The sequence below is a fragment of the Curtobacterium sp. MCBA15_005 genome (genome assembly GCF_001864855.1).
GTDB lineage: Bacteria > Actinomycetota > Actinomycetes > Actinomycetales > Microbacteriaceae > Curtobacterium > Curtobacterium flaccumfaciens.
Window position 1 is genome coordinate 61,999 of the sequence record NZ_MJGL01000007.1, and the last position, 21,494, is coordinate 83,492.

At 66.0% G+C, this 21,494-nt stretch carries 16 protein-coding genes; 8 read left to right on the top strand and 8 right to left on the bottom strand.

The window, feature by feature from the left end; translation table 11 throughout:
- The first annotated feature begins 435 nt into the window (after nt 1-435).
- Entirely contained in the window at nt 436-1,254 is an 819-nt protein-coding gene (locus tag BIU89_RS17990) for a hypothetical protein (protein ID WP_139178812.1), read from the top strand.
- Entirely contained in the window at nt 1,251-3,470 is a 2,220-nt protein-coding gene (locus BIU89_RS17660) for a DEAD/DEAH box helicase family protein (protein ID WP_139178814.1), read from the top strand. The genes BIU89_RS17990 and BIU89_RS17660 overlap by 4 nt, the downstream gene beginning before the upstream one ends.
- Nucleotides 3,471-4,591: 1,121 nt before the next feature.
- On the opposite strand, the gene nrdF is transcribed toward BIU89_RS17660, so the two are convergent.
- The 4 genes from nrdF to nrdH all read right to left on the bottom strand — a co-directional run bounded on the left by nrdF (nt 4,592) and on the right by nrdH (nt 8,977).
- Nucleotides 4,592-5,566 (bottom strand): class 1b ribonucleoside-diphosphate reductase subunit beta, encoded by a 975-nt coding sequence (nrdF, locus tag BIU89_RS05825; protein WP_017886894.1) that lies wholly within the window; start codon nt 5,564-5,566, stop codon nt 4,592-4,594.
- A 527-nt stretch (nt 5,567-6,093) separates the two neighbouring features.
- Nucleotides 6,094-8,199 (bottom strand): class 1b ribonucleoside-diphosphate reductase subunit alpha, encoded by a 2,106-nt coding sequence (nrdE, locus tag BIU89_RS05830; RefSeq protein WP_139178816.1) that lies wholly within the window; start codon nt 8,197-8,199, stop codon nt 6,094-6,096.
- A gap of 17 nt (nt 8,200-8,216) precedes the next feature.
- Nucleotides 8,217-8,633 (bottom strand): class Ib ribonucleoside-diphosphate reductase assembly flavoprotein NrdI, encoded by a 417-nt coding sequence (gene nrdI / locus BIU89_RS05835; RefSeq protein ID WP_027465945.1) that lies wholly within the window; start codon nt 8,631-8,633, stop codon nt 8,217-8,219.
- Between the two features lie 110 nt (nt 8,634-8,743).
- Complete coding sequence (gene nrdH / locus BIU89_RS05840; protein WP_017886897.1) at nt 8,744-8,977, bottom strand: glutaredoxin-like protein NrdH; 234 nt, start codon at nt 8,975-8,977, stop codon at nt 8,744-8,746.
- Nucleotides 8,978-9,332: 355 nt separating this feature from the next.
- Here nrdH and BIU89_RS05845 point away from each other — a divergent pair, with 355 nt between their 5' ends.
- Nucleotides 9,333-10,538 carry an MFS transporter gene (locus BIU89_RS05845; protein ID WP_071245113.1) on the top strand — a complete coding sequence of 402 codons (1,206 nt, stop codon included), beginning with the start codon at nt 9,333-9,335 and terminating at the stop codon, nt 10,536-10,538.
- A 196-nt stretch (nt 10,539-10,734) separates the two neighbouring features.
- Complete coding sequence (locus BIU89_RS05850) at nt 10,735-11,553, top strand: aldo/keto reductase (RefSeq protein ID WP_071245114.1); 819 nt, start codon at nt 10,735-10,737, stop codon at nt 11,551-11,553.
- Between the two features lie 5 nt (nt 11,554-11,558).
- On the opposite strand, the gene BIU89_RS05855 is transcribed toward BIU89_RS05850, so the two are convergent.
- Complete coding sequence (locus tag BIU89_RS05855) at nt 11,559-11,897, bottom strand: hypothetical protein (RefSeq protein ID WP_071245115.1); 339 nt, start codon at nt 11,895-11,897, stop codon at nt 11,559-11,561.
- A 118-nt stretch (nt 11,898-12,015) separates the two neighbouring features.
- On the opposite strand from BIU89_RS05855, the gene BIU89_RS05860 reads away from it, so the two are divergent.
- Together BIU89_RS05860 and BIU89_RS05865 are read left to right on the top strand one after the other, a co-directional pair.
- Nucleotides 12,016-12,840, top strand: coding sequence for a LysM peptidoglycan-binding domain-containing protein (locus BIU89_RS05860; RefSeq protein ID WP_139178818.1), 825 nt, complete (start codon nt 12,016-12,018; stop codon nt 12,838-12,840).
- A gap of 63 nt (nt 12,841-12,903) precedes the next feature.
- Nucleotides 12,904-13,425, top strand: coding sequence for a ribonuclease H family protein (locus BIU89_RS05865; protein ID WP_027465941.1), 522 nt, complete (start codon nt 12,904-12,906; stop codon nt 13,423-13,425).
- A gap of 214 nt (nt 13,426-13,639) precedes the next feature.
- Here the strand turns inward: BIU89_RS05865 and BIU89_RS05870 are convergent, their stop codons facing one another.
- Entirely contained in the window at nt 13,640-13,891 is a 252-nt protein-coding gene (locus tag BIU89_RS05870; RefSeq protein ID WP_027465939.1) for a DUF6458 family protein, read from the bottom strand.
- A 64-nt stretch (nt 13,892-13,955) separates the two neighbouring features.
- Nucleotides 13,956-16,526, bottom strand: coding sequence for a DEAD/DEAH box helicase (locus tag BIU89_RS05875; protein WP_071245117.1), 2,571 nt, complete (start codon nt 16,524-16,526; stop codon nt 13,956-13,958).
- A 122-nt stretch (nt 16,527-16,648) separates the two neighbouring features.
- Between BIU89_RS05875 and BIU89_RS05880 the strand changes: the two genes are divergently transcribed.
- A complete protein-coding gene (locus tag BIU89_RS05880) occupies nt 16,649-17,662 on the top strand; it encodes an LLM class flavin-dependent oxidoreductase (protein WP_027465937.1) in 1,014 nt (337 codons plus the stop codon).
- A 511-nt stretch (nt 17,663-18,173) separates the two neighbouring features.
- Here BIU89_RS05880 and BIU89_RS05885 read toward each other — a convergent pair.
- Complete coding sequence (locus BIU89_RS05885) at nt 18,174-20,654, bottom strand: beta-glucosidase H (RefSeq protein WP_071245118.1); 2,481 nt, start codon at nt 20,652-20,654, stop codon at nt 18,174-18,176.
- Nucleotides 20,655-20,830: 176 nt separating this feature from the next.
- Here BIU89_RS05885 and BIU89_RS05890 point away from each other — a divergent pair, with 176 nt between their 5' ends.
- Nucleotides 20,831-21,421 (top strand): TetR/AcrR family transcriptional regulator, encoded by a 591-nt coding sequence (locus BIU89_RS05890; protein ID WP_027465935.1) that lies wholly within the window; start codon nt 20,831-20,833, stop codon nt 21,419-21,421.
- Nucleotides 21,422-21,494: the final 73 nt, after the last annotated feature.

Genomic DNA, 21,494 nt, shown 5'->3' on the forward strand with positions numbered 1-21,494 from the left:
ATAGTGCGGCTCGAACCGTCGGACGCGGAGGGCCCGTCGGCGCGTTAGCAACAGACAGGACTGCATCCACATCGAGGTCGTGTGCGAGTCCTCGTTGCCCTCCTCGCCAGCTGCCTTACAACGCCCTCGGCAAACGACGCCCCGTACCGTGCCCTCCGACGTCTAAGTCCGGGAAGACGCTTCCACCGAAGAACATCATTGAACCGCAGCTGGTTAGCGGGCCTGGGCACGATCTTCCCGCGCTAAGCGGGACCGCGCGGAACTCAGGCGCCCAGCACCAAGCCTGTGCGGCAACAGAGACTCGTCAGCGAGTCATCCTCGACAAGTACCTGTCGGCCGGTTAGCCTCAGATCGAGGTGGACAGGGTCCAGTCTCACCCCGCCACTTACAGCACCAGGGACGCGGGCTCAGTAGACATAGCCACTTGGGGGTCGCGTGCAATTTGCGGAGTTCGAACCTGTTTCAACACGAGAGCAGCTTCGCCAGGGCGACGTGATCGAAGCCACAGACAATGATGCGCCCATGTGGCGCCGGCACCTGGTAGTCATTACCGCCGATTGCGACCTCGCGTTCGATAAGCATCATGGTCGGATAACAGCGGTGCCCCTACTACATCAGACCGAGTACCTACTCGAAATGCAATTTCCGAGGATTCGCGACCGCGGCCTCCAGAAAGCATTAAAGCTCCTTCGCACTCAGCTCACCGGCACCCCGCACGAGCGCCTCTCCGACAGCGGCGCATTACGCTGGTTACGCGAGGCAACACCGACAGAGATCACAGCCGAGCTTGGTTTCGACGGAACGAAAGCAACCAGCTTCACGAAGACTCTTCAGGCTCTCGAGCTTCTTGCGCGTGACCCTTCCAGTCTTCCAAGCGCCGTTCAGCTGCAGACCGAAGGCTTGGTTGCGCTAGGCGCATCCGAGAATAATGCTCGCAAAGAAGTAACGTTACGCCTCAGGCAGGCATTCACACAAACACCCGGCGATGCCCTATTCCTTAGCAGTATTGGACCAGGTTTAACTGCAGGATACTTTGCATTTCTGCGCCATCTGGAACAGATACCGGAGCCTGATATAGCTCTCGCCGCCACTCGTCAGACGGTGAAATACCGCCGAGTCGCGCGGCTAACAGATCGTTACGCCCATGCTTTGGTTCAGCGCTTTGCCATGGTCTTCCTCGCCATCGGCCTCCCCGCGGCCTACGAAGAGACACGAGACTTCCACTCCGACCTTCTCGAGGAGTCACTAAATTGAAACCGCTAGTCTTCACAACACGCAGCGCCCGCGAACTTTCAAATGGCCTAACACTTGACCTTGTTTCTGCCTCGCCAGTCCTGCAAATGGTTGATGAAGAAGACGCTACCTACTTAATTCATATCGACGATTTGGTTGAAGACCAACGAATCTATATGGCTCGCGACAAGTTCGCGAGAGACCCACTTGCGCCCCCCTACCTAGCTCGCAATCGGCGCGAAAGCTACGGAAGAATTGCGGCCTTCGCCGAGCGTGCGTCAAACGGACCACTCTCATTGCCGAAGGGTTGGGGTCAGTATAAAGTCGACAACTTCGTCGCCTTCGCCGCCCTCCCTATATCGAACTTCAACGACATCAGGTGGTACGCAGAGGTTCTCCCTGAACAGAACTTTGATGTTTACCTGTGGATCACGGTGGACAATCCGCGTCTGGGCCTGGCAGACTACATCGCCGAAAACCAAAACCGGAACCGTGTTAGCAACTCCGGCTGGTCCAAGGCTCTCGGGTTGGCGCAACGTGAATTCGAGGTGGGTCGACTGGCAGCAACCACTGACGTCGACATTACATTCTCACCGCTAAACTCCCCCGACGGCACTGGTTGGGATTTTGAAACGTGGTTCCAACAGGCGTCAGCCGAGCAGCGAAACTTTATCGAGACAAAGACTGATCGATCCATACGACTACGCGGTCCAGCTGGCTCCGGAAAGACGCTCGCTCTAACGCTCAAGGCAATCCGCGAGTTGCGCCTTTCATCCGAAAGTGAGCGCCCCGTTAGGGTACTCTTCGTCACTCACAGCTGGTCGCTAGCGAATCAGGTGCAGCGATCCATCGATGCAATGGGCGAAAGTCATAAAACTCTCGATGTATTCCCCCTAGTAGCTGTCGCACAAGATCTTATGCCTCAGCAATTCAGTGACGGTGCCGTGTCACTGATTGGAGAGGACAGCTTGAGTGGCAAACGTGCACAACTGGACGAGATCCAGGACGTTCTCGACGACTTCATCGCTTCGGATTGGGTGGCCTTCAAATCGAAGACTTCACCCGGACTAGCGGACAGAATTCAAACAAAAGACCCCGACAAGCGACTCGCGTTCCTTTGGGATCTTCTGATCGAGTTCGGCTCAGTCATCGGAGCACTGAACATATACCCCGGCGCTGGATCTGAGCAACGTTATCTCCAAATGGTGCGTGCGCCGTGGATGCTTCCTGTTGAGACCAAGAGCGACATGAAGGTGATCTTCGACCTCTACAGCAGATACGTGAGGTCACTTGAAGACCGCGGCCTTTTGACCGCAGACCAACTCCTGAGCGACTTCGTCAATTACCTCGAGTCTCATGCCTGGAATCGGCGACGTAAAACGGAAGGATATGACCTCATTTTTGTCGACGAATTTCATCTCTTTTCTCCACTCGAACGACAAGTCCTGCACTACCTGAATAGCGACGTGACAATATATCCGCGTCTTTTCATGGCCGCAGACCCGGGGCAGTCACCGTCGGCCGAACTGATTGGTGCCGCCTCCGCTGCCACGCAATCGTCTGAGCTCCTCCCCCCGCTAGACACCGGCGACTACCGGAACTTTGACCTCAAGGAGATTCATCGCTTCACACCCGAGATTCTCGACCTGATTAGGCATGTTCACCTCGCCTTCCCCACACTTGTCTACGGACAAGATTGGGACATCGACTTCTCGCGTGTCGAGTCTGTAGCGGCGAGGGGGCCAAAGCCGTCGCTGATCCGCTCTGAAGATCGCGACTCGGAAGCCGCGGACCTGTATAGTGAGGTTCAGGACCTTCATAGCGCAGGAACGGTCGGAATTGCCATCGTCGACTCTCGCCAGTGGACACGCTACAGCGAATTTGCGTCCAATCTCTCAAAGTCAGGTAAATTTGGCGTCAACCTGATATCGAGCCGGTCCGATATCGGGAGCATCTCCTACCGTCAACGCGGTGTAGTTATCGGTGCGGCGGAACATCTTGCTGGACTCCAGTTTAACGCGATTCTCGTTGTTGGACTGCCGGACATGCGTCCGGGCGCAATTTCCCCAGCCGAAAGAACGCGGCTTCTCTCCATGCTCTATTTGTCAATAAGTCGCGCGGAACGTAACGTCGCGATTATCACGAACGATGAGGACGGCGGAGTCCCTGAAGTCTTGCTCGGTGCGATTTCTCAAGGCCTGATGGTACAGAAGCGCGGAACGAGCATCGTCGATTGAAAATTCTCCGAGGCAGTTATTTATTGAGCATATGCTGCACTGCGACCTAGGCTGCATACGTTGTGCAAGTATCCAGTAACGTTCGCCAATTTGGGCAGTCAGCGAGAAGCGAAGGCCGGCGAGTCGCTTCAATTAGCCTCCTGCAGATTCTGCATCTACCCGAGATCGGTTAGCCGCGCGATCGACCAAGGTACCCCTTGAACTGCTGAGAGTTGAGCCAATTTCTGACTTGTACGTGACAAGTTCGAGCCTCTCCGCAAAACGTGATTAGGAGACAGGATTAATGGGTACGACGTGGCGACGCGGCATCGCAGCTCGGGTGCAACTCGACGCCGGCGTTTACCCACTGGCGCCTCACAGTCGTCGGTGTCAGATCTTCAGGCGTATCTGTCAGCAAGGGGTAAAGTCCGAAGGGGTAAAGTCCGAAGGGCAGCGAACCAGCTCCTCAATCATGGTTCGCAGGTACTGCTATTGCCACTGCATAGTCATTCGATGATTGCCGGCAGGATGCACATCCGGAAAACGGTCTAGACACGACGATGCCAAAATCAAAGGTGCAGGGTACGCCCTATGCCAGTCTGCCTGTCAGCCCAGAATTCGGCCCAGGCGGTAAACCTAACGCTGCGTCCACCCCCACGTTTGAGCGGAGGTCCGCAAGTAGATCACGAGGATCCAGAATCCTGCCCTCCGCTACCGTCGAGCTACTGCGCGGGTTCACCGAAGCTTTGCCTCGATAAATCTCGACGCGGCGACCGGTCGCAATAGCAACTTTCGCCAGGGCCCGCAGATAGTATCGATTGAACTCGCCTTCAGCAAGGGTGTCGGCCGCGGTCACGGGCACCCGCTTTGTATTGGCCTTACCGTTACGCGTTGCGACTTCATACTCAGCAAGAAGGCCGGGGGATCTCAGTCCCTGACCTAGGCTATCGCTATCACCGACCTGGGCAGCCTCAAGAAGGAGTTGAGGCCATTGCCTCGCCCCTACGTCGGTCAACCTCGAACTTATGTAGATCGCGTCGCTAGCACGATCAGCCTCAACCTCGGCGACCATCTCAGATCTCACGAGCTCGAGGTTTGCATAATCAAATGTCATGGGATTTACTTCCGAGGCCTATGGACGGTCAGAAGTCCCAGTCCTCGTCCTCGGTGTTCACGGCCTTGCCGATGACGTACGACGAGCCAGACCCCGAGAAGAAGTCGTGGTTCTCGTCCGCGTTCGGCGACAGGGCGGAGAGGATGGCCGGGTTCACGTCGGTGATGTTCTTCGGGAACATCGGCTCGTAGCCCAGGTTCATCAGCGCCTTGTTGGCGTTGTAGTGCAGGAACTTCTTGACGTCCTCGGTCAGACCGACCTCGTCGTAGAGGTCCTGCGTGTACTGCACCTCGTTCTCGTACATCTCGAACAGCAGCGAGAACGTGTAGTCCTTGAGCTCGTCGCGCTCGGCCTGCGTGAGGGTCTCGAGGCCCTTCTGGTACTTGTAGCCGATGTAGTACCCGTGGACGGCTTCGTCACGGATGATCAGGCGGATCAGGTCGGCGGTGTTCGTGAGCTTGGCGCGCGACGACCAGTGCATCGGCAGGTAGAAGCCCGAGTAGAACAGGAACGACTCGAGCAGCGTCGAGGCGACCTTGCGCTTCAGCGGGTTGTCGCCCTGGTAGTAGTCCATCACGATGGACGCCTTCTTCTGCAGGTTCGGGTTCTCCTCGGACCAGCGGAAGGCCTCGTCGATCTCACGCGTCGACGCGAGGGTCGAGAAGATCGACGAGTAGGACTTGGCGTGCACCGACTCCATGAACGCGATGTTCGTGTAGACGGCTTCCTCGTGCGGGGTGATCGCGTCGGGGATGAGCGACACGGCGCCGACGGTGCCCTGGATGGTGTCGAGCAGCGTCAGACCGGTGAACACACGCATGGTCAGGGTCTGCTCGGCCGGCGTCAGCGTGTTCCACGACTGCACGTCGTTCGACAGCGGCACCTTCTCGGGCAGCCAGAAGTTGTTGACGAGACGGTTCCAGACCTCGACGTCCTTGTCGTCCTGGATGCGGTTCCAGTTGATGGCCTGGACCCGATCAATGAGCTTCAGCTTCTCGACCAACGCGTGTCCCTCGTGGTTCTTGTACGTACGGATGTGGTGGTGCTGGGCGAGCGGCTTCCACCGCTCGCCCAGCGCAGCGTCAGACGCGCTGCTGAATGGTTCCGCCCGGGTTCCTCTTCGCCGTTGCACCGGTCACGAACTGACCTGTGCTGGCGGAGCGACTCACCGTGCGGGAGTTTCCGGTTCCGCTCCCCACTCGTTCGGTGGTCGTCTTCGACGGCCACCGGGCGGCGGTTGCGGTACTCACGAAGCGCCCACTTGCGGCACTCCTACTCACGCTCTTGCCCACTGTCTTCACCTCCTCTCGGGACTGAAACAGCCCCGAGAGCCCGACCCGGATGGGTCGGTACGACTCATGTACAGTGGACGTTCCAGCGCTCAAGTTGGAGTCCCTGCTAGGGGCTGTTCAGGGTCAGGTTTTCGCGAACCTGGCCCTGAGCTCTTTATGTACTTGTTAGAACTGGAAGCCCGTGGCGGGCTCAAAACGGGCCTCCAGTCCGAGGTGAACTAACGCCTCAGCGGCAGCTCTACAGCATGCAGCTGACGCAGCCCTCGACCTCCGTGCCCTCCAGCGCGAGCTGGCGGAGACGGATGTAGTAGATCGTCTTGATGCCCTTGCGCCATGCGTAGATCTGCGCCTTGTTGATGTCACGCGTGGTGGCGGTGTCCTTGAAGAACAGCGTCAGGGACAGGCCCTGGTCCACGTGCTGCGTCGCCGCGGCGTACGTGTCGATGATCTTCTCGGCACCGATCTCGTACGCGTCCTGGTAGTAGTCCAGGTTGTCGTTCGTCATGAAGGGCGCCGGGTAGTAGACGCGGCCGAGCTTGCCTTCCTTGCGGATCTCGATCTTCGACGCGATCGGGTGGATCGACGACGTCGAGTGGTTGATGTACGAGATCGAACCGGTCGGCGGGACGGCCTGCAGGTTCTGGTTGTAGATGCCGTACTGCTGGACGGACGCCTTCAGCGCCTTCCAGTCGTCCTGCGTCGGGATCGTGATGTTCGCGTTGTCGAACAGCGAGGCAACACGAGCGGTCGCGGGCGTCCACGTCTGGTCGGTGTACTTGTCGAAGAACTCACCCGACGCGTACTTCGAGTCGCGGAAGCCGTCGAAGGTCTCGCCGGTCTCGATCGCGATCTTGTTCGACGCACGAAGGGCGTGGAACAGCACCGTGTAGAAGTAGATGTTCGTGAAGTCGATGCCCTCTTCGGAGCCGTAGTAGACGCGCTCACGAGCGAGGTAGCCGTGCAGGTTCATCTGGCCGAGGCCGATGGCGTGCGACTTGTCGTTGCCGTCCTCGACGGAACGCACCGAGGTGATGTGCGACATCTGCGAGACCGAGGTCAGGCCGCGGATCGCGGTCTCGATGGTCTTGCCGAAGTCGGGAGAGTCCATCGTCAGCGCGATGTTCAGCGAGCCGAGGTTGCAGGAGATGTCCTTGCCGATCTCCTTGTAGGACAGGTCCTCGTTGAAGGTCGTCGGGGTGTTGACCTGCAGGATCTCCGAGCACAGGTTGGACATGTTGATCCGACCCTTGATCGGGTTGGCCTTGTTCACCGTGTCCTCGAACACGATGTACGGGTAGCCCGACTCGAACTGGATCTCGGCGATGGTCGTGAAGAAGTCACGCGCCTTGATCTTCGTCTTCTTGATGCGCGAGTCGTCGACCATCGCGCGGTAGTTCTCGGAGAGCGGGACGTCGCCGAAGGGGACGCCGTAGACCTTCTCGACGTCGTACGGCGAGAACAGGTACATGTCCTCGTTGTTCTTCGCGAGCTCGAACGTGATGTCCGGCACGACGACGCCGAGGGACAGCGTCTTGATGCGGATCTTCTCGTCGGCGTTCTCGCGCTTGGTGTCGAGGAACTTCATGATGTCCGGGTGGTGGGCGCTGAGGTAGACCGCGCCGGCACCCTGACGCGCACCGAGCTGGTTCGCGTAGGAGAAGGAGTCTTCCAGCAGCTTCATCACGGGGATGATGCCCGAGGACTGGTTCTCGATCTGCTTGATCGGGGCACCGGCCTCGCGGATGTTGGAGAGGAGCAGGGCCACGCCGCCGCCGCGCTTCGAGAGCTGCAGCGAGGAGTTGATGCCGCGCGAGATCGACTCCATGTTGTCCTCGATGCGGAGCAGGAAGCAGGAGACGAGCTCGCCGCGCTGTGCCTTCGCCGTGTTGAGGAACGTGGGGGTCGCGGGCTGGAAGCGGCCGGCGACGATCTCTTCGACCAGGTCGATGGCGAGCTGCTCGTTGCCCTGGGCCAGGCCGAGGGCGGTCATGACGACGCGGTCCTCGAACCGCTCCAGGTAACGCTTGCCGTCGAACGTCTTGAGCGTGTAGCTCGTGTAGTACTTGAACGCGCCGAGGAACGTCTGGAACCGGAACTTCTTCGAGTAGGCCAGGTCGTTGAGTCGCTGGATGAAGTCCAGCGAGTACATGTCGATCGTGGCTTTTTCGTAGTACTCGTTCTCGACCAGGTAGTCGAGCCGCTCCTTCAGGTTGTGGAAGAAGACGGTGTTCTGGTTGACGTGCTGCAGGAAGAACTGCTTGGCGGCCTCACGATCCTTGTCGAACTGGATGTTCCCGTCCGCGTCGTAGAGGTTGAGCATCGCGTTGAGGGAGTGGTAGTCCATCCCCGTCTGCGGCGACGTCAGATCGACGTCTGCAACTGCTGCGTCCAAAATGCATCCAATCCTGAGTTGACCGCCGACACGTCGTCAGGGGTCCCGAAGAGTTCAAACCTGTACAGAAGGGGGACGTTGCACTTCTGCGCGATGACGTCCCCTGCGAGGCCGTACGCCTCGCCGAAGTTCGTGTTGCCACCCACCACCACGCCGCGGATGAGCGAGCGGTTGTGGGCGTCGTTGAGGAACTTGATGACCTGCTTGGGGACTGCACCCTCGCCGTTGCCGCCACCGTAGGTGGGCAGGACCAGGACGTAGGGCTCGTCGACGTGCAGGAACGGTTCGCTCGGGTAGAGCGGGATCCGGTCCGCGTCGCGGCCGAGCTTCTCGACGAAGCGCGCGGTGTACCCGGACACGCTCGAGAAGTAGACCAATCGGCTCATGGTGCGCTCCTCTGGAGAAGGTGCGGAACAGGCGGACCGAGGGTGTCCTGCGGGCGATCGCCGGGCCTCCTGAACGGGACCGGGGTGACCGTCCGCAGGACGGAAGGCGACTACGCCAGTTCGGCGCTGAGGGTCGCGATCTTGTCGGGGCGGAAGCCCGACCAGTGGTCGTCGTCCGTGACGACGACGGGGGCCTGCATGTAGCCGAGGCTCTTGACGTGCTCGAGCGCTGCTTCGTCCGTGGAGACGTCGTGCACTTCGTACTCGATGCCCTTGTTGTCGAGGGCCCGGTACGTCGCGGTGCACTGGACGCAGGACGGCTTGGTGTAGACGGTGACGGCCATGTTCTCCCCTGGTTCCTACTGGTTTCTGCTGTGCTGTGGAGGTGGTGCTGATGTCTGTCCGCAGTCGTGTCCGGGAGGGGCCGCTGCGATGCCTCCACACTACATCTAGTGGCTAGCCGCAGCACCGACCACAAGAGGAAGTGTTACAGCCATGTAGTTCTCCACAACGTCCTCCACAGTCTGTGGATTCCCGGGAGGCCCGAGTTTCCGCCAGTCTGCGGCCGACCACCGACACTTCCCCACACCCGTGGACAGTCCCGATCCACAAGTGTGGAATCAGCGCATCGGCGTGTCGCGAACCGCCCCTCCCCAGGACGGGGGACAGCCCCGTGCGGCCGGTCCGTACACTCGTCTCGTGAGTACGTACGGGCCCCTCCTGAAGACCCCTGGCGTGGGTCGTGTCATCGCCGCACAGCTCACCGCGCGGTTCCCGTTCGGCATGCTGTCGCTGGCCTACCTGCTGCACGTCGAGCACGTGTTCGGCTCCTACGGCGCGGCCGGTCTGGTGCTGGCGACGACGAGCATCGGGCAGGCGCTGGCCGGTCCCCTGACGAGCCGGTGGATGGGCAGCTGGGGCATGCGCCCCGTCCTCATCCTGACGAGCATCGTCGCGCTGATCAGCATGGTGGTCATCGCGTTCGTGGTCATGCCGCTCTGGGGCTACGTGGTGGTCGGGTTCCTCGGCGGCCTGGCGGTCCCGCCCGTGCAGCCGGCGGTGCGCACCATCTACCCGAAGATGGTGACGTCCGCGCAGCTCACACCCCTCTTCTCACTCGACGCCAGCGCGCAGGAGCTCATCTGGGTCGCCGGCCCGGTCATCACCACCTTCGTCGCCACCCAGGTCGGCACGGTCGAGGCGATCGTCGTCGCGATGGTCTTCCTGGTCGTCGGCGGCGCGTGGTTCATCGCCTCCCCCGAGCTCGGTCGAGTCCGCATCCCCCGCTCCAAGCGCGCCTTCGGTGTCGTGCTCAAGCGCCCCGCGGTCGTCGTCGCCACCCTGACCGGTCTGCTCCTGATCGGGGCGTGCGCAGCGGTCGAGGCGAGTGTCACGAGCGTCTTCGGCGAGGGCAGCCCGAACGCCGGCATCGTCCTCGCGGTGTTCGCGGTCGGTTCGCTCGTCGGCGGCCTGGCGTTCGGCCACCGCCCGATCTCCCGCAACACCCTGTGGACGCGCATGGCCGTCGTCTTCGTCGGCCTCACCCTGGCCCTCGGCGGCACGGGCTTCTGGTGGCTCTGCCTCGCCCTGGTCATCGCGGGTGTGGGCATCGCGCCGGCCCTCGCGGTGATGTTCGGTTCGGTCTCCGCCACCGTCAAGTTCTCCGACACGGCCGAGGCCTACGGCTGGATGGGCACCGGCCAGCTGATCGGTGCCGCCGGCGGTTCGGCGATCGCCGGCTTCCTGATCGACGGCAGCGGCCCCGTCGGCGGCTTCACCGTCGGCGCCGTGATGGCCGGCTTGGGCGTGCTGCTCCCCCTGGCGATGCGCAGCTGGCTGCCCGACCTGCGCGGCCGTGACGCCAGCCCCCTCCCCGACACCGAGCCGGTGCACCTGCCGACCTGAGCGTGCGGGGCGGGCGGTTTCGGGCGTACCTGGTCGAATCGGGCGTACCTGGTCGGAGTTCTGACCAGGTACGCCCGATTCCACTTGCCATCGCGGCCGGTGTGGGAAGGAACGTGCGCCCGGGGCGCGGGTCGCGTTCTCCACAGATGGCCTGGAGGCCCGGCGCACGCCCGCCAGGCACCGGCAGGATGGGTGCATGGTCACCTCAGTCCCCCTGCGCGACGGCCGCGCGATCCCCGCGATCGGCTTCGGCGTCTACAAGGTCGACGATGCCGAAGCGGAGACGGCGGTCGGTCTCGCGCTCGACGCCGGCTACCGGCACGTCGACACCGCCCAGATGTACGGCAACGAGACCGGCGTCGGCAGGGCGATCCGGGCCTCTGCGCTCGATCGTGACGACGTCTTCGTGACGACCAAGGTGTGGAACGACCACCAGGGGCGCGACGCGACCCTGCGGGCGTTCGACGGCAGTCTCGACCGGCTGGGGCTCGACGCCGTCGACCTCTACCTGATCCACTGGCCGGCCGCCGCGAACGACCGCTACGTCGATACCTGGCGGGCGCTGGTGGAACTGCGCGAGTCGGGGCGGGCGCGGAGCATCGGTGTCTCGAACTTCCAGGTGCCGCACCTGCAGCGACTCATCGACGAGACCGGCGAGGTACCGGCGCTGAACCAGGTCGAACGGCACCCGTGGCTGCCGCAGCGCGAACTCATCGCGTTCCACGAGCAGCACGACATCGTGACCGGGGCGTGGTCGCCGCTCGGCCGCGGGCGACTGATCGACGAGCCGGTGCTGACCGGCATCGCGGACGCGCACGGTGTGAGCGTGGCGCAGGTGCTCGTGCGGTGGAACGTGCAGCAGGGCGTGGTGGTGCTGCCGAAGTCGGTCACGCCGTCTCGGATCCGGTCGAACCTCGACGTCGACGGCTTCGAGCTCACCGCCGACGAGCTCGCGGCGATCGGGACGCTCGAGTCCGGGCAGCGGACGGGCTCCCACCCGGACTCGGTGTCGTAGCCGGATCAGCCCCGGCGGTCCTCCTCGGACTGCCACGGCAGGTGCAGGTCACCCGGTTCGGGCTCCACGTCGCCGGCGTCGTCCGCGCCGCCCGTCCCGGGGGCCGCGATGACCCTGGACGGGTCGATGCCGTCCTCACGCAGGTCGGCGTCGTCGCGCTGCTTCGTCTGGGATGCGTCCATCTCACGCTCGCTCGAGGGGCTGTACGACGTGTCGGCCGCCCGCTGCTCACGGCCGCTGACCCCGTCGACGTCGTCGCTGTGGGCCGCGTCGCGGAGCGCGTCGTTCCGTGCTCGGTCGTCCGACGGCTCGGGGCCGGGGGCGTTCGGGATGCTGTCGCTCATGGTGTTTCCTCCTGTAGCGGACGGTAGTCCCCGGCCCCGTGTAACGAGTCTGGCTCGGTCCGCTCCCCGCGCTCCATGACGCCCCTCGCCCCCGCTACGCTGCCGACGAGGGGGAACGATGGGACGAACACGGACCGCGACGACCGCGGTGATCGGCTCCGCACTGGTGGGGCTGCTGCTCACGGGGTGCACGGCGTTCGGTGGCGACGATGCGATCCCGACACCGACGCGACAGGCGGCCGAGCGCACGGCGGAACCCGCGCCGGACCCGACGCCGGCGGCCGATCCGGCCAAGGTGGAGCAGGCGCTGCCCACCGGCACCGTGGCGGCCGAGACCGACGTCGTCTCGCCGAGCGGTGACACGAGCATCCACGTCCGCGTCGTTGCGAACGACCGCGGCACCTTCGACGCCCAGCTCTCCGGGTACCGGACGACCAATCCGCAGCCGATGCGTCTGGAGTTCCGGCACCGGCCCGCGAAGCCGCTCGACGGTGCGGACGGCGCGGTGCGCGAAACGGTCGAGTGGGCCGCCGCGGTTGCTCCTCCGACCTCGTTCACGATGGGTCAGGCGGGTCCACGCCCCGACTACCTGCGCAGTGTCGTCCTCGTGCCCGCGACGGTGGCCGACGAGGACTCGTCGGCGCGCCCGTGGGCCGGATCAGTGCTCGCCGCCGCTGACCTCACGTGGAGGATCCCGAACCCCTACCCCGACCTCCGGGTCACCGTCGGCAAGGACCGACCGGGCGCCTACGGCATCGTCACCGACGTCGACGGCCGACCGGCGAACTACCTGGTCGCGCACGGCGACGAGCTCTCGACGGTCGCGGAGCGGTTCGGCGTCACGCCGGCGCAGGTGCAGTGGATGAACCCCTACACGGAGCAGCGCGACGACGACTGGCTGCTCGAGGGCAGCACGCTCAACCTCGACCCCGCTCGGCGTTGAGCCGAGGGGCCGGGCCGGTCCGTTACGGTTGACCAGCACTCGGCACCACCAGGAGGTCCCATCGTGACGATCGTCGCCGCCGCAGACGGCTCAGCCCTCGGCAACCCCGGCCCCGCCGGCTGGGCCTGGTACGTCGACGACGACCGGTGGGCGGCCGGTGGCTGGCCCCGTGCGACGAACAACATCGGCGAGCTCACCGCCGTCCTGCAGCTGCTCCGCGCCACGAAGGACACCGGCGAGCCGCTGCACATCCTGTGCGACAGCCAGTACGCCATCAAGGCCTGCACCGAGTGGCTCGCCGGCTGGAAGCGCAAGGGCTGGCGGAAGGCCGACGGCAAGCCGGTCCTCAACGTCGAGATCATCAAGGAACTCGACGCGGAACTGCAGGGCCGCAAGGTCACGTTCGAGTGGGTGCGCGGTCACGTCGGTCACGAGATGAACGAGGCCGCCGATGTGCGAGCCCGCGGTGCTGCCACCGCGTTCCAGAACGGCACCGACGTGCCGCACGGTCCCGGCTGGCCAGGCGCCGAGGTCCCCGAGCCGTCTGCGCTGCCCGACGCGACCCCGCCCGCGACCCTCTTCTGACGGCGGAGCGGCACGCAGCGACTTCGGCGGAAGCGGAACCGCCCGACGAACCTCCACTCGAACCGGAAGCAGATCCGATGCCCGACAGCACCGTCCCCTGCAATGCCGAGGTACAACGGGCTCAGTCGCATGCCGTCGAGCGAATCATCGCTCGCGCATCGGCTCTGTGGGCAGACGAACCAAAGCCGACTGACGGGACGACCGAGCTGGGCGGTCAGTAGGTCCCGTCGCGCCGGTCCTGGCGGGTGATCTGCTCCCCCGACGCCGGGTCGACACCCGAGCGCGTGGTGGTCGTGGTGCGGCGACCGCCGAAGGCCACGGCGAGGCTGATGATGAGCAGCACGACACCGGCTGCCATCAGGATGTAGCCGATCAGGCGGAGGTCGATACCGGCGAGCTGGATGTTCAGCGCGAAGGCGACGATCGCGCCGATGACGATCAGGGCGATGCTGGATCCGATGCGCATGACGCAGTCCTCTCGGGTGGGGGTGGTGCCGGAGACGGTACACGTCCGACAACCCCAGCGCCGATCAGTCGACGTCCACCTCGGCCCACCCGTCGAACCGTCCGATCTCGGTGACCCGCACGACGGCCTCGCCGACCTCGTCCGAGGCGTCCAGGTCGATCGTCGCCGAGAACCCGAAGTCCTTGTCGCCCTCGGGGTCGGCGAAGATCTGCCGCGCCTTCCAGACCCGCGGTGATGCGGTGGCACCGCTCTCGTCGAGCACCAGGTACTGCATCGAGCGCGCGTCGGCATCGGTGCCGATGCTGTCGTGCTCCTCGTAGTACTCCTCGAGCACGTTGTCCCACGCCGACCGGTCGAAGCCGACGGTCGCGTCGAGTTCCCCGAGCCCGTCGATGTCGTCGGCCGCGGCGAGCAGCACCCGCTGGAACAGGGCGTTGCGCACGAGCACCCGGAACGCCCGCGGGTTGCCGGTGAGTCGTGCGGGCTGCGGCGGCGCGATCTCCTCGTGCTCCTCGGAGGCCAGCAGGACGTCGCCGTTGAGCAGCGCCTCCCACTCGTCGACGAGCGAGGAGTCGGTCTGCCGGACGACCTCGCCCAGCCACTCGATCAGGTCGTCGAGCTCCTGGGTCCGCTGTTCCTCGGCGATGGTCTGCCGCATGGTCCGGTACGCGTCGGACAGGTAGCGGAGCACGAGCCCCTCGGAGCGGGTGAGCTGGTAGAAGCGCACGAAGTCGCCGAAGGTCATCGCGCGTTCGTACATGTCACGGACGACGGCCTTCGGGGACAGCTGGAAGTCGAGCACCCAGGGCTGTTCGGCGGCGTACGCCTCGTAGGCGGCGGTCAGCAGCTCGTCGAGCGGCTTCGGCCAGGTGATCTCCTCGAGCAGTTCCATCCGCTCCTCGTACTCGATCCCCTCCTGCTTCATCCGGGCGACGGCCTCGCCACGCTCCTTGAACTGCTGCTGCGACAGGATCGCCCGCGGGTCGTCGAGCGTGGCCTCGACGACCGAGACCATGTCCAGCGCATAGGTGGGAGAAGCAGGGTCGAGCAACTCGAACGCGGCGAGCGCGAACGGTGACAGCGGCTGGTTGAGCGCGAAGTTCGGCGCGATGTCGACGGTGAGGCGGTAGGCGCCGTCGACCTTCTCGATCACCCGCGCGTTGATGAGGGTCCGGGCGATGACGAGTGCCCGCCGGGCCATCGCGAGCTGCCGCGAGCGCGGTTCGTGGTTGTCGTAGACCAGCGACCGGACGTCCGCGAAGGCGTCCCCGCCACGGGCGACGACGGACAGCACCATCGCGTGCGTGATCCGCATGCGCGAGACCATCGGCTCCGGCTCGGCCGCGATCAGCCGCTCGAACGACGCCTGACCCCAGGACACGAAGCCCTCGGGCGCCTTCTTCCGCTTGATCTTGTTCTTCTTCTTCGGGTCGTCGCCGGCCTTGGCGACGGCGCGGGCGTTCTCGATGTCGTGCTCGGGTGCCTCGGCGACGACGTCGCCCTCGGTGTCGTAGCCGGCACGTCCGGCACGGCCGGCGATCTGGTGGAACTCCCGCGCGGACAGCTGGCGCATCTTCGTGCCGTCGAACTTCGTCAGCCCGGTGAACAGCACGGACCGGATCGGCACGTTGATCCCGACGCCCAGGGTGTCGGTGCCGCAGATGACGGGCAGCAGGCCGCGCTGGGCGAGCTGCTCGACGAGTCGTCGGTACTTCGGCAGCATGCCGGCGTGGTGCACGCCGATGCCGGCCCGGATCAGGCGCGACAGGGTCTGTCCGAACCCGGCGCTGAAGCGGAAGCCGGCGATGGCGTCGGCGATCTGGTCGCGGCGTTCGCGCGAGGCGACCTTCGCCGACATCAGCGACTGCGCCCGTTCGAGCGCGGCGGCCTGGGCGAAGTGCACGATGTAGATCGGCGCCTTGCCCTCCTCGAGGAGCCGTTCCACCGTCTCCTGCACGGGCGTCATCACGTACTGGTACTCGAGCGGCACGGGTCGCGAGACACCGGTCACGCGGGCGGTGGGCCGACCGGTCCGGCGGGACAGGTCGTCGGCGATGGTGGTGACGTCGCCGAGGGTCGCGGACATGAGCAGGAACTGCGCCCGCTCGAGCACGAGCAGCGGCACCTGCCACGCCCAGCCTCGGTCGGGGTCGCCGTAGAAGTGGAACTCGTCCATCACGACGACGTCCACGTCGGCGTCCGGCCCCTGCCGCAGGGCCAGGTTCGCCAGGATCTCGGCGGTGCAGCAGACGATCGGGGCGTCGGCGTTGACGCTCGAGTCACCGGTGACCATGCCGACGTTCTGCGCACCGAACAGCTCGACGAGCTGGAAGAACTTCTCGGACACCAGCGCCTTGATCGGCGCCGTGTAGTAGCTCCGCTTGCCCTCGGCGAGCGCGGCGAAGTGCGCGCCGGCCGCGACGAGCGACTTCCCGGTGCCGGTCGGCGTGCTCAGCACGACGTTCGCGCCGGACACGAGCTCGATGACCGCTTCGTCCTGCGCCGGGTACAGCGGTCGGCCGCCCTCGGCGGCCCAGGCCGCGAAGGCCTCGTAGACCTCGTCGGGGTCGACGACGCCGTCCACCGCCGCCGGGATCGCGGCGACGAGCGGGGGCACGGTGGTGACGTCGGTCATGTGCCCATCCTCCCAGGTGCGCATGTGCCGGAAGGGAGGCCCGTGGCGGCGCCGCCACGGGCCTCCCGTCCGCCCCGTCGCCGACCCGGGCGCATTTCGATACGTGCGCATAGACTTGCGACATGCGCGAACTCGGCTTCCTCTCCTTCGTCCCGAACCACGGCGGCACCGACGGTGCCGCCGGCGCCCTGGAGGACGGCCTGCGCCTGTTCGAGACCGCCGAGTCGCTCGGCTACGGGACGGGCTGGGTGCGCGGACGGCACTTCGAGCCGTACCTGACGAGCCCGATGACCTTCTTCGCGGCCGCCGCCCAACGCACCAGCACCATCGCGTTCGGCACCGCCGTGCTCGGCATGCGCTACGAGGACCCGGTGCGCCTGGCCGAGGACGCCAGCACGGTCGACCTGCTCAGCGGTGGCCGGGTACAGCTCGGCATCAGCACCGGCATCGCCGGGTACGGCCCGATCCTCGACCCGGTGTTCGGCACGGTCGACCGCAGCTTCCGCGACGAGGCCGAGGCCCGCGCCGCACGGCTGCTCGAGGTGCTGCAGGGTGAGCCCCTGGGCAGTGCCGGCAAGGGCTACGAGAGCATCCCCGCCGGGGCCGACCTGACCCTGCAGCCGCTCAGCCCGGGCCTGCGCGACCGCGTGTGGTGGGGCGGCGGCAGCATGGGCACGGCGGTCCGCACGGCAGAGAAGGGCCTCCTGTTGCACTGCTCGACCCTGAACACCGAGGACACCGGTGCCCCGTTCGCCCAGGCGCAGGCCGACCAGATCGTCGCCTACCGCGAGCGGTTCGCCGAGCTGCACCCGCAGCGCGAGTCCAAGGTCGCCGTGGGCCGGATCGTGGTGCCGCTCCTCGACGACCACGACCGCGCCGTGCACGAGGAGTTCCTGACCGGGTACGCCTCCGGGATGGACGACGAGGGCCGGCCGCTCTCGGGTACCCCGCCGTTCCGGTTCAGCAAGGTCGTGTCCGGCGAACCGGCGGCCATCGTCGACGCCCTGCTCGCCGACCCGGCGGTCACCGCCACCGACGAACTGGTCATCACCCTGCCGGCGAACGGCGACCGTGCGGCACACGAGCGGATCCTGCGCATCGTGGCCGAGGAGATCGCCCCGGCACTGCGGGCCTGAGGGCCGGCACTGCGGGCCTGAGCGCCGGCGCCGCTGGCCCGACCGCCTGCGGTCCCGCCGCCGCACCGCCACCGAGAGTCAAGGGCATCCGGCGGGGCTCTGATCGAGTTGGTGAGGCCCGAGAGCCCGGCCGGATGACCATCTCGTCCCTGATCCGCACGAGATGGTGCACCCATCGTTCCACCTACCGAGCGGTTTGTCACACCGTTCCGCGCACCTGGGACGTAAGAAGTTGACCAAGTGTCACTCGTTTTTCCGAACCGGGACGAAGTGCGGCAACCGGTTCACCGGTGCGCATCGCGGCCGGAACGACGAATGCGTCCCCGCGCGGACGCGGGGACGCATTCTGGGACGCACCGGGGAGGCCAGGGCAACAACGGCCGGATCAGGAGACCGAGTCGCTCACCCAGCGACCCCGTAGTCGGTGCGTGCGCGGACGGTAACCAGCCGACTCGCGCACATAGATGTTACTGAACGGAGTTGGGAGCTGCGCGGAAACCGGACGACTTCGTCACTCCAGTTCGAGGGACGCGGTTCCGGCGTCGTCGGAGACCGAGGCGCCGACGTGCAACGTGAAGGTCCCCGACTCGTACTGCCACGAGCCGTCCCAGTGGGCGAAGGCTCGCGCCGGGACCTCGATCGAGACCTCCGTCGAGGCGCCCGCGGCGAGCCGGACCGGAGCGAACCCGACCAGCCAGCGCACCGGGCGGTCGACCGCAGACTCCGCACGGGACGCGTAGACCTGCACGACGTGCTTGCCGGCGCGGGCGCCCGTGTTCGCGACGGTCGCCGTGACGATGACGGCGTCGCCCTCGCGCACGGTCGGGGTCGCGGAGACGCCCTCGATCGACCACGTGGTGTAGCCGAGGCCGTGGCCGAACGGGTACGCCGGCTCCGTGCCGGCCCGCAGCCAGGCCCGGTAACCGACGTGGACACCCTCGTCGTAGGCGACCTTCCCGTCGACCGGGGTGACGTCGAGCACCGGGACGTCAGCCATCGCGACGGGCCACGTGGTGGGCAGGCGGCCGCCGGGTTCCTGCGCCCCCGTCAGCACGTCGGCCAGGGCGTTGCCGTACTCCTGCCCGCCGAACCAGGTCAGCAGCACCGCGGCGACGTCGTTCCGCCAGGGCATCTCGACCGGCGACCCGGCGTTCACGACGACGACCGTGTTCGGGTTCGCCGCGGCGACCGCGCGCACCAGGTCGTCCTGGCGGCCTGGCAGTGCCAGCGAGGAGCGGTCGTAGCCCTCGGACTCGACCTTGGAGTTCGTGCCGACCACGACGACGGCGACGTCCGCACCACGGGCGGCGTCCACCGCGGCCTCGATGAGCACGGCGGGGTCGTCGTCCGACGGCTCGGTGCCGAACTGGTACGCCAGCACCCCGCCGAGCGTCTCGTCCTGCACGATGTCGTACTCGATGCGGATCGCGACCTGCTGGCCGGTGGTCACCGACACCGGCACCGACCGCGCCGGCGGGTTGAGGAACGCGGCACCGAGCTGGTCGCCCTCGAACGGCACGTCCTCGTCGAGCAGCAGTTCGCCGTCGATCCACATGCGTGACCGGCCAGCCGCGCCGATGCCGAACCGCACGGTCCCGGTCGACTCGGCCGTGTAGGTGGTGGTGATGTCGAGCCGGTCGGCTTGGCGGGTCGGGGCGTCGCCGCCGAACCAGAACAGTGCCGTCGCGCGGCGGTCCTCGACGAACAGCTCCTCGCCGTCCTTGACGAAGGCGACCCGGGCTCCGGGCTCCCCGGTGCCGGGGTTCGTGATGGTGGACAGCGGGAACTCCGCGATGCCCTCCTGCACGACGGCGCCGATCGCGTAGTCCACGCTCGCGCCGGGGAACGCCGAGCGGATGCCGTCCAGCGGCGACACGACCTGCGACGGCACGACCGTGGCCGAGCCACCGCCCTGCGTGCGGGCCTGGTCGGCGTTGTGCCCGATCACCGCGATGCGCGACACCGCGGGGGCGTCCAGCGGCAGGACACCGGTGTTGCGGACCAGGACGGTGCCCTCGGCCTCGGCCTCGCGCACGAACGCGATGCCGTCCTCGACGTGCACGGGAGACGCGGCGACGGGCTCGAACCCCTCGAGCGCGCCGACGCGTGCGGCCAGGGTCAGGATCCGGCGGACCTTGCGGTCGATCGCCGCCATCGGCACCTCGCCGGACTGCACGGCGGCGAGCAGCGGGCCCTCACTCCACCACGGGTTCGGCCCGGGCATCGCGACGTCCTGCGACGCCTTCGCCGAGTCCACGGAACGCACCCCGGTCCAGTCGGACACGACGATGCCGTCGAAGCCCCACTCCGAGTTGAGCGGGGTCTCGAGCAGGTCGTTCTCCGACGCCGTCACGCCGTTGATCGCGTTGTACGACGACATGATCGCCCAGGCGTGCGCCTCGGTCACGGCCTTCTCGAACGCCAGCAGGTACAGCTCGCGCAGGGCACGGTCCGACACCTCGGTCGACGCGGTGAAGCGGTCGGTCTCGTAGTCGTTCGCGATGTAGTGCTTCGGGGTCGCGGCGACACCGTTCTCCTGCACGCCGTCGACGTACGACGCGGCCAGGTCACCGGTGAGCACCGGGTCCTCGCTGAACGCCTCGAAGTGCCGGCCACCGAGCGGGGACCGGTGCAGGTTGATGGTCGGGCCGAGCACGACGTCGACGCCCTTGCGGCGGGCCTCCACCGCGGCGGCGGCGCCGTAGCGCTTCGCGATCGCGCGGTCCCACGAGGCGCTCAGCGCGGTCGCTGACGGCAGGTTCAGGGACGGGTCGCGCTCGTCCCACACCTCGCCGCGCACGCCCGACGGGCCGTCCGACATCAGGATCCGGCGCAGCCCGATCTTCTCGATGGGCCAGGTGGTCCAGAAGTCACGTCCGGTGAGCAGCTGCACCTTCTCGTCGGTGCTCAGCTGGCCGAGGAGCGCATCGATGCGCTCGGTCAGCGGCGTCGACGGACTGGAGGCGGTGCTCGCGTCGTTCACGGTGGTCACGGTGGTCGGTCCTCTCGTTCAGGGCCGCGGGGCGCCGCCTGGACGGCCGGGGCCTCGTCGCCCACATCCACCATCCACCGGGTTCGCCGCCCGCGCTGGCAGCTCCTGCACCGTACCACCGAAAACCAACCGTTGCTTGGTTTCTCCGGGTCTCCTGCGGGCGGTACAGTCTGGCCATGGCACGACGGGGTTCGTACGCAAAGGGCATCGCGAAGCGCGAGGAGATCCTCACGGTCGCGCTGGACCTCGTGGCGTCGCAGGGCTTCCGGCGGACGAGCATCAAGGACATCGCCGACGCCGTGGAGCTGACCCAGGCCGGCCTGCTGCACTACTTCGACTCGAAGGACGAGCTCTGGGTCGAGATCCTCCGCCGTCGCGACGAGCTCGACCTCGCGCACGACTGGCAGGCCGCCGACCCGGCAGCACTGCTCGCCGCGATCGTGCGGCACAACGCCGAGGTCCCGGGCCTGGTGCAGATGTTCGTCAACCTGTCCGCCGCAGCCGCCACCGACGCCGAGCACCCGGCGCACGAGTACTTCCGCGAGCGCTACGACCGCAGCCGCCGCGACCTGTCCGCCGATTTCCGGGCCATGCAGCAGGACGGCCGGCTGCGCACCGACATCGACCCCGACGAACTCACCAGCGTCCTGCTCGCGGTGTCCGACGGCATGCAGATCCAGTGGCTCTTCGACCCCACCCGCGACATGGCCGAGCACGTCGAACTCGTCGCCCGCCTCGCGATCGCCCAGGTCACCCCCACCGCCTGACCACCACCCCCGACGCTCCGGGGTACGGACAGGGCCTGGTCGCGTCAGGTGCGGCGGGGCAGGATGGTCGGTG

What these genes read in the sequence shown, in the direction of transcription:
- BIU89_RS05850 (WP_071245114.1), top strand. Translation starts at nt 10,735, where the DNA reads ATGGTCACCTCAGTCCCCCTGCGCGACGGCCGCGCGATCCCCGCGATC.
- BIU89_RS05890 (WP_027465935.1), top strand. Translation starts at nt 20,831, where the DNA reads ATGGCACGACGGGGTTCGTACGCAAAGGGCATCGCGAAGCGCGAGGAG.
- BIU89_RS05870 (WP_027465939.1), bottom strand. Translation starts at nt 13,891, where the DNA reads ATGCGCATCGGATCCAGCATCGCCCTGATCGTCATCGGCGCGATCGTC.
- nrdE (WP_139178816.1), bottom strand. Translation starts at nt 8,199, where the DNA reads ATGGACTACCACTCCCTCAACGCGATGCTCAACCTCTACGACGCGGAC.
- BIU89_RS05860 (WP_139178818.1), top strand. Translation starts at nt 12,016, where the DNA reads ATGGGACGAACACGGACCGCGACGACCGCGGTGATCGGCTCCGCACTG.
- BIU89_RS05880 (WP_027465937.1), top strand. Translation starts at nt 16,649, where the DNA reads ATGCGCGAACTCGGCTTCCTCTCCTTCGTCCCGAACCACGGCGGCACC.
- nrdH (WP_017886897.1), bottom strand. Translation starts at nt 8,977, where the DNA reads ATGGCCGTCACCGTCTACACCAAGCCGTCCTGCGTCCAGTGCACCGCG.
- BIU89_RS05855 (WP_071245115.1), bottom strand. Translation starts at nt 11,897, where the DNA reads ATGAGCGACAGCATCCCGAACGCCCCCGGCCCCGAGCCGTCGGACGAC.
- BIU89_RS05875 (WP_071245117.1), bottom strand. Translation starts at nt 16,526, where the DNA reads ATGACCGACGTCACCACCGTGCCCCCGCTCGTCGCCGCGATCCCGGCG.
- nrdI (WP_027465945.1), bottom strand. Translation starts at nt 8,633, where the DNA reads ATGAGCCGATTGGTCTACTTCTCGAGCGTGTCCGGGTACACCGCGCGC.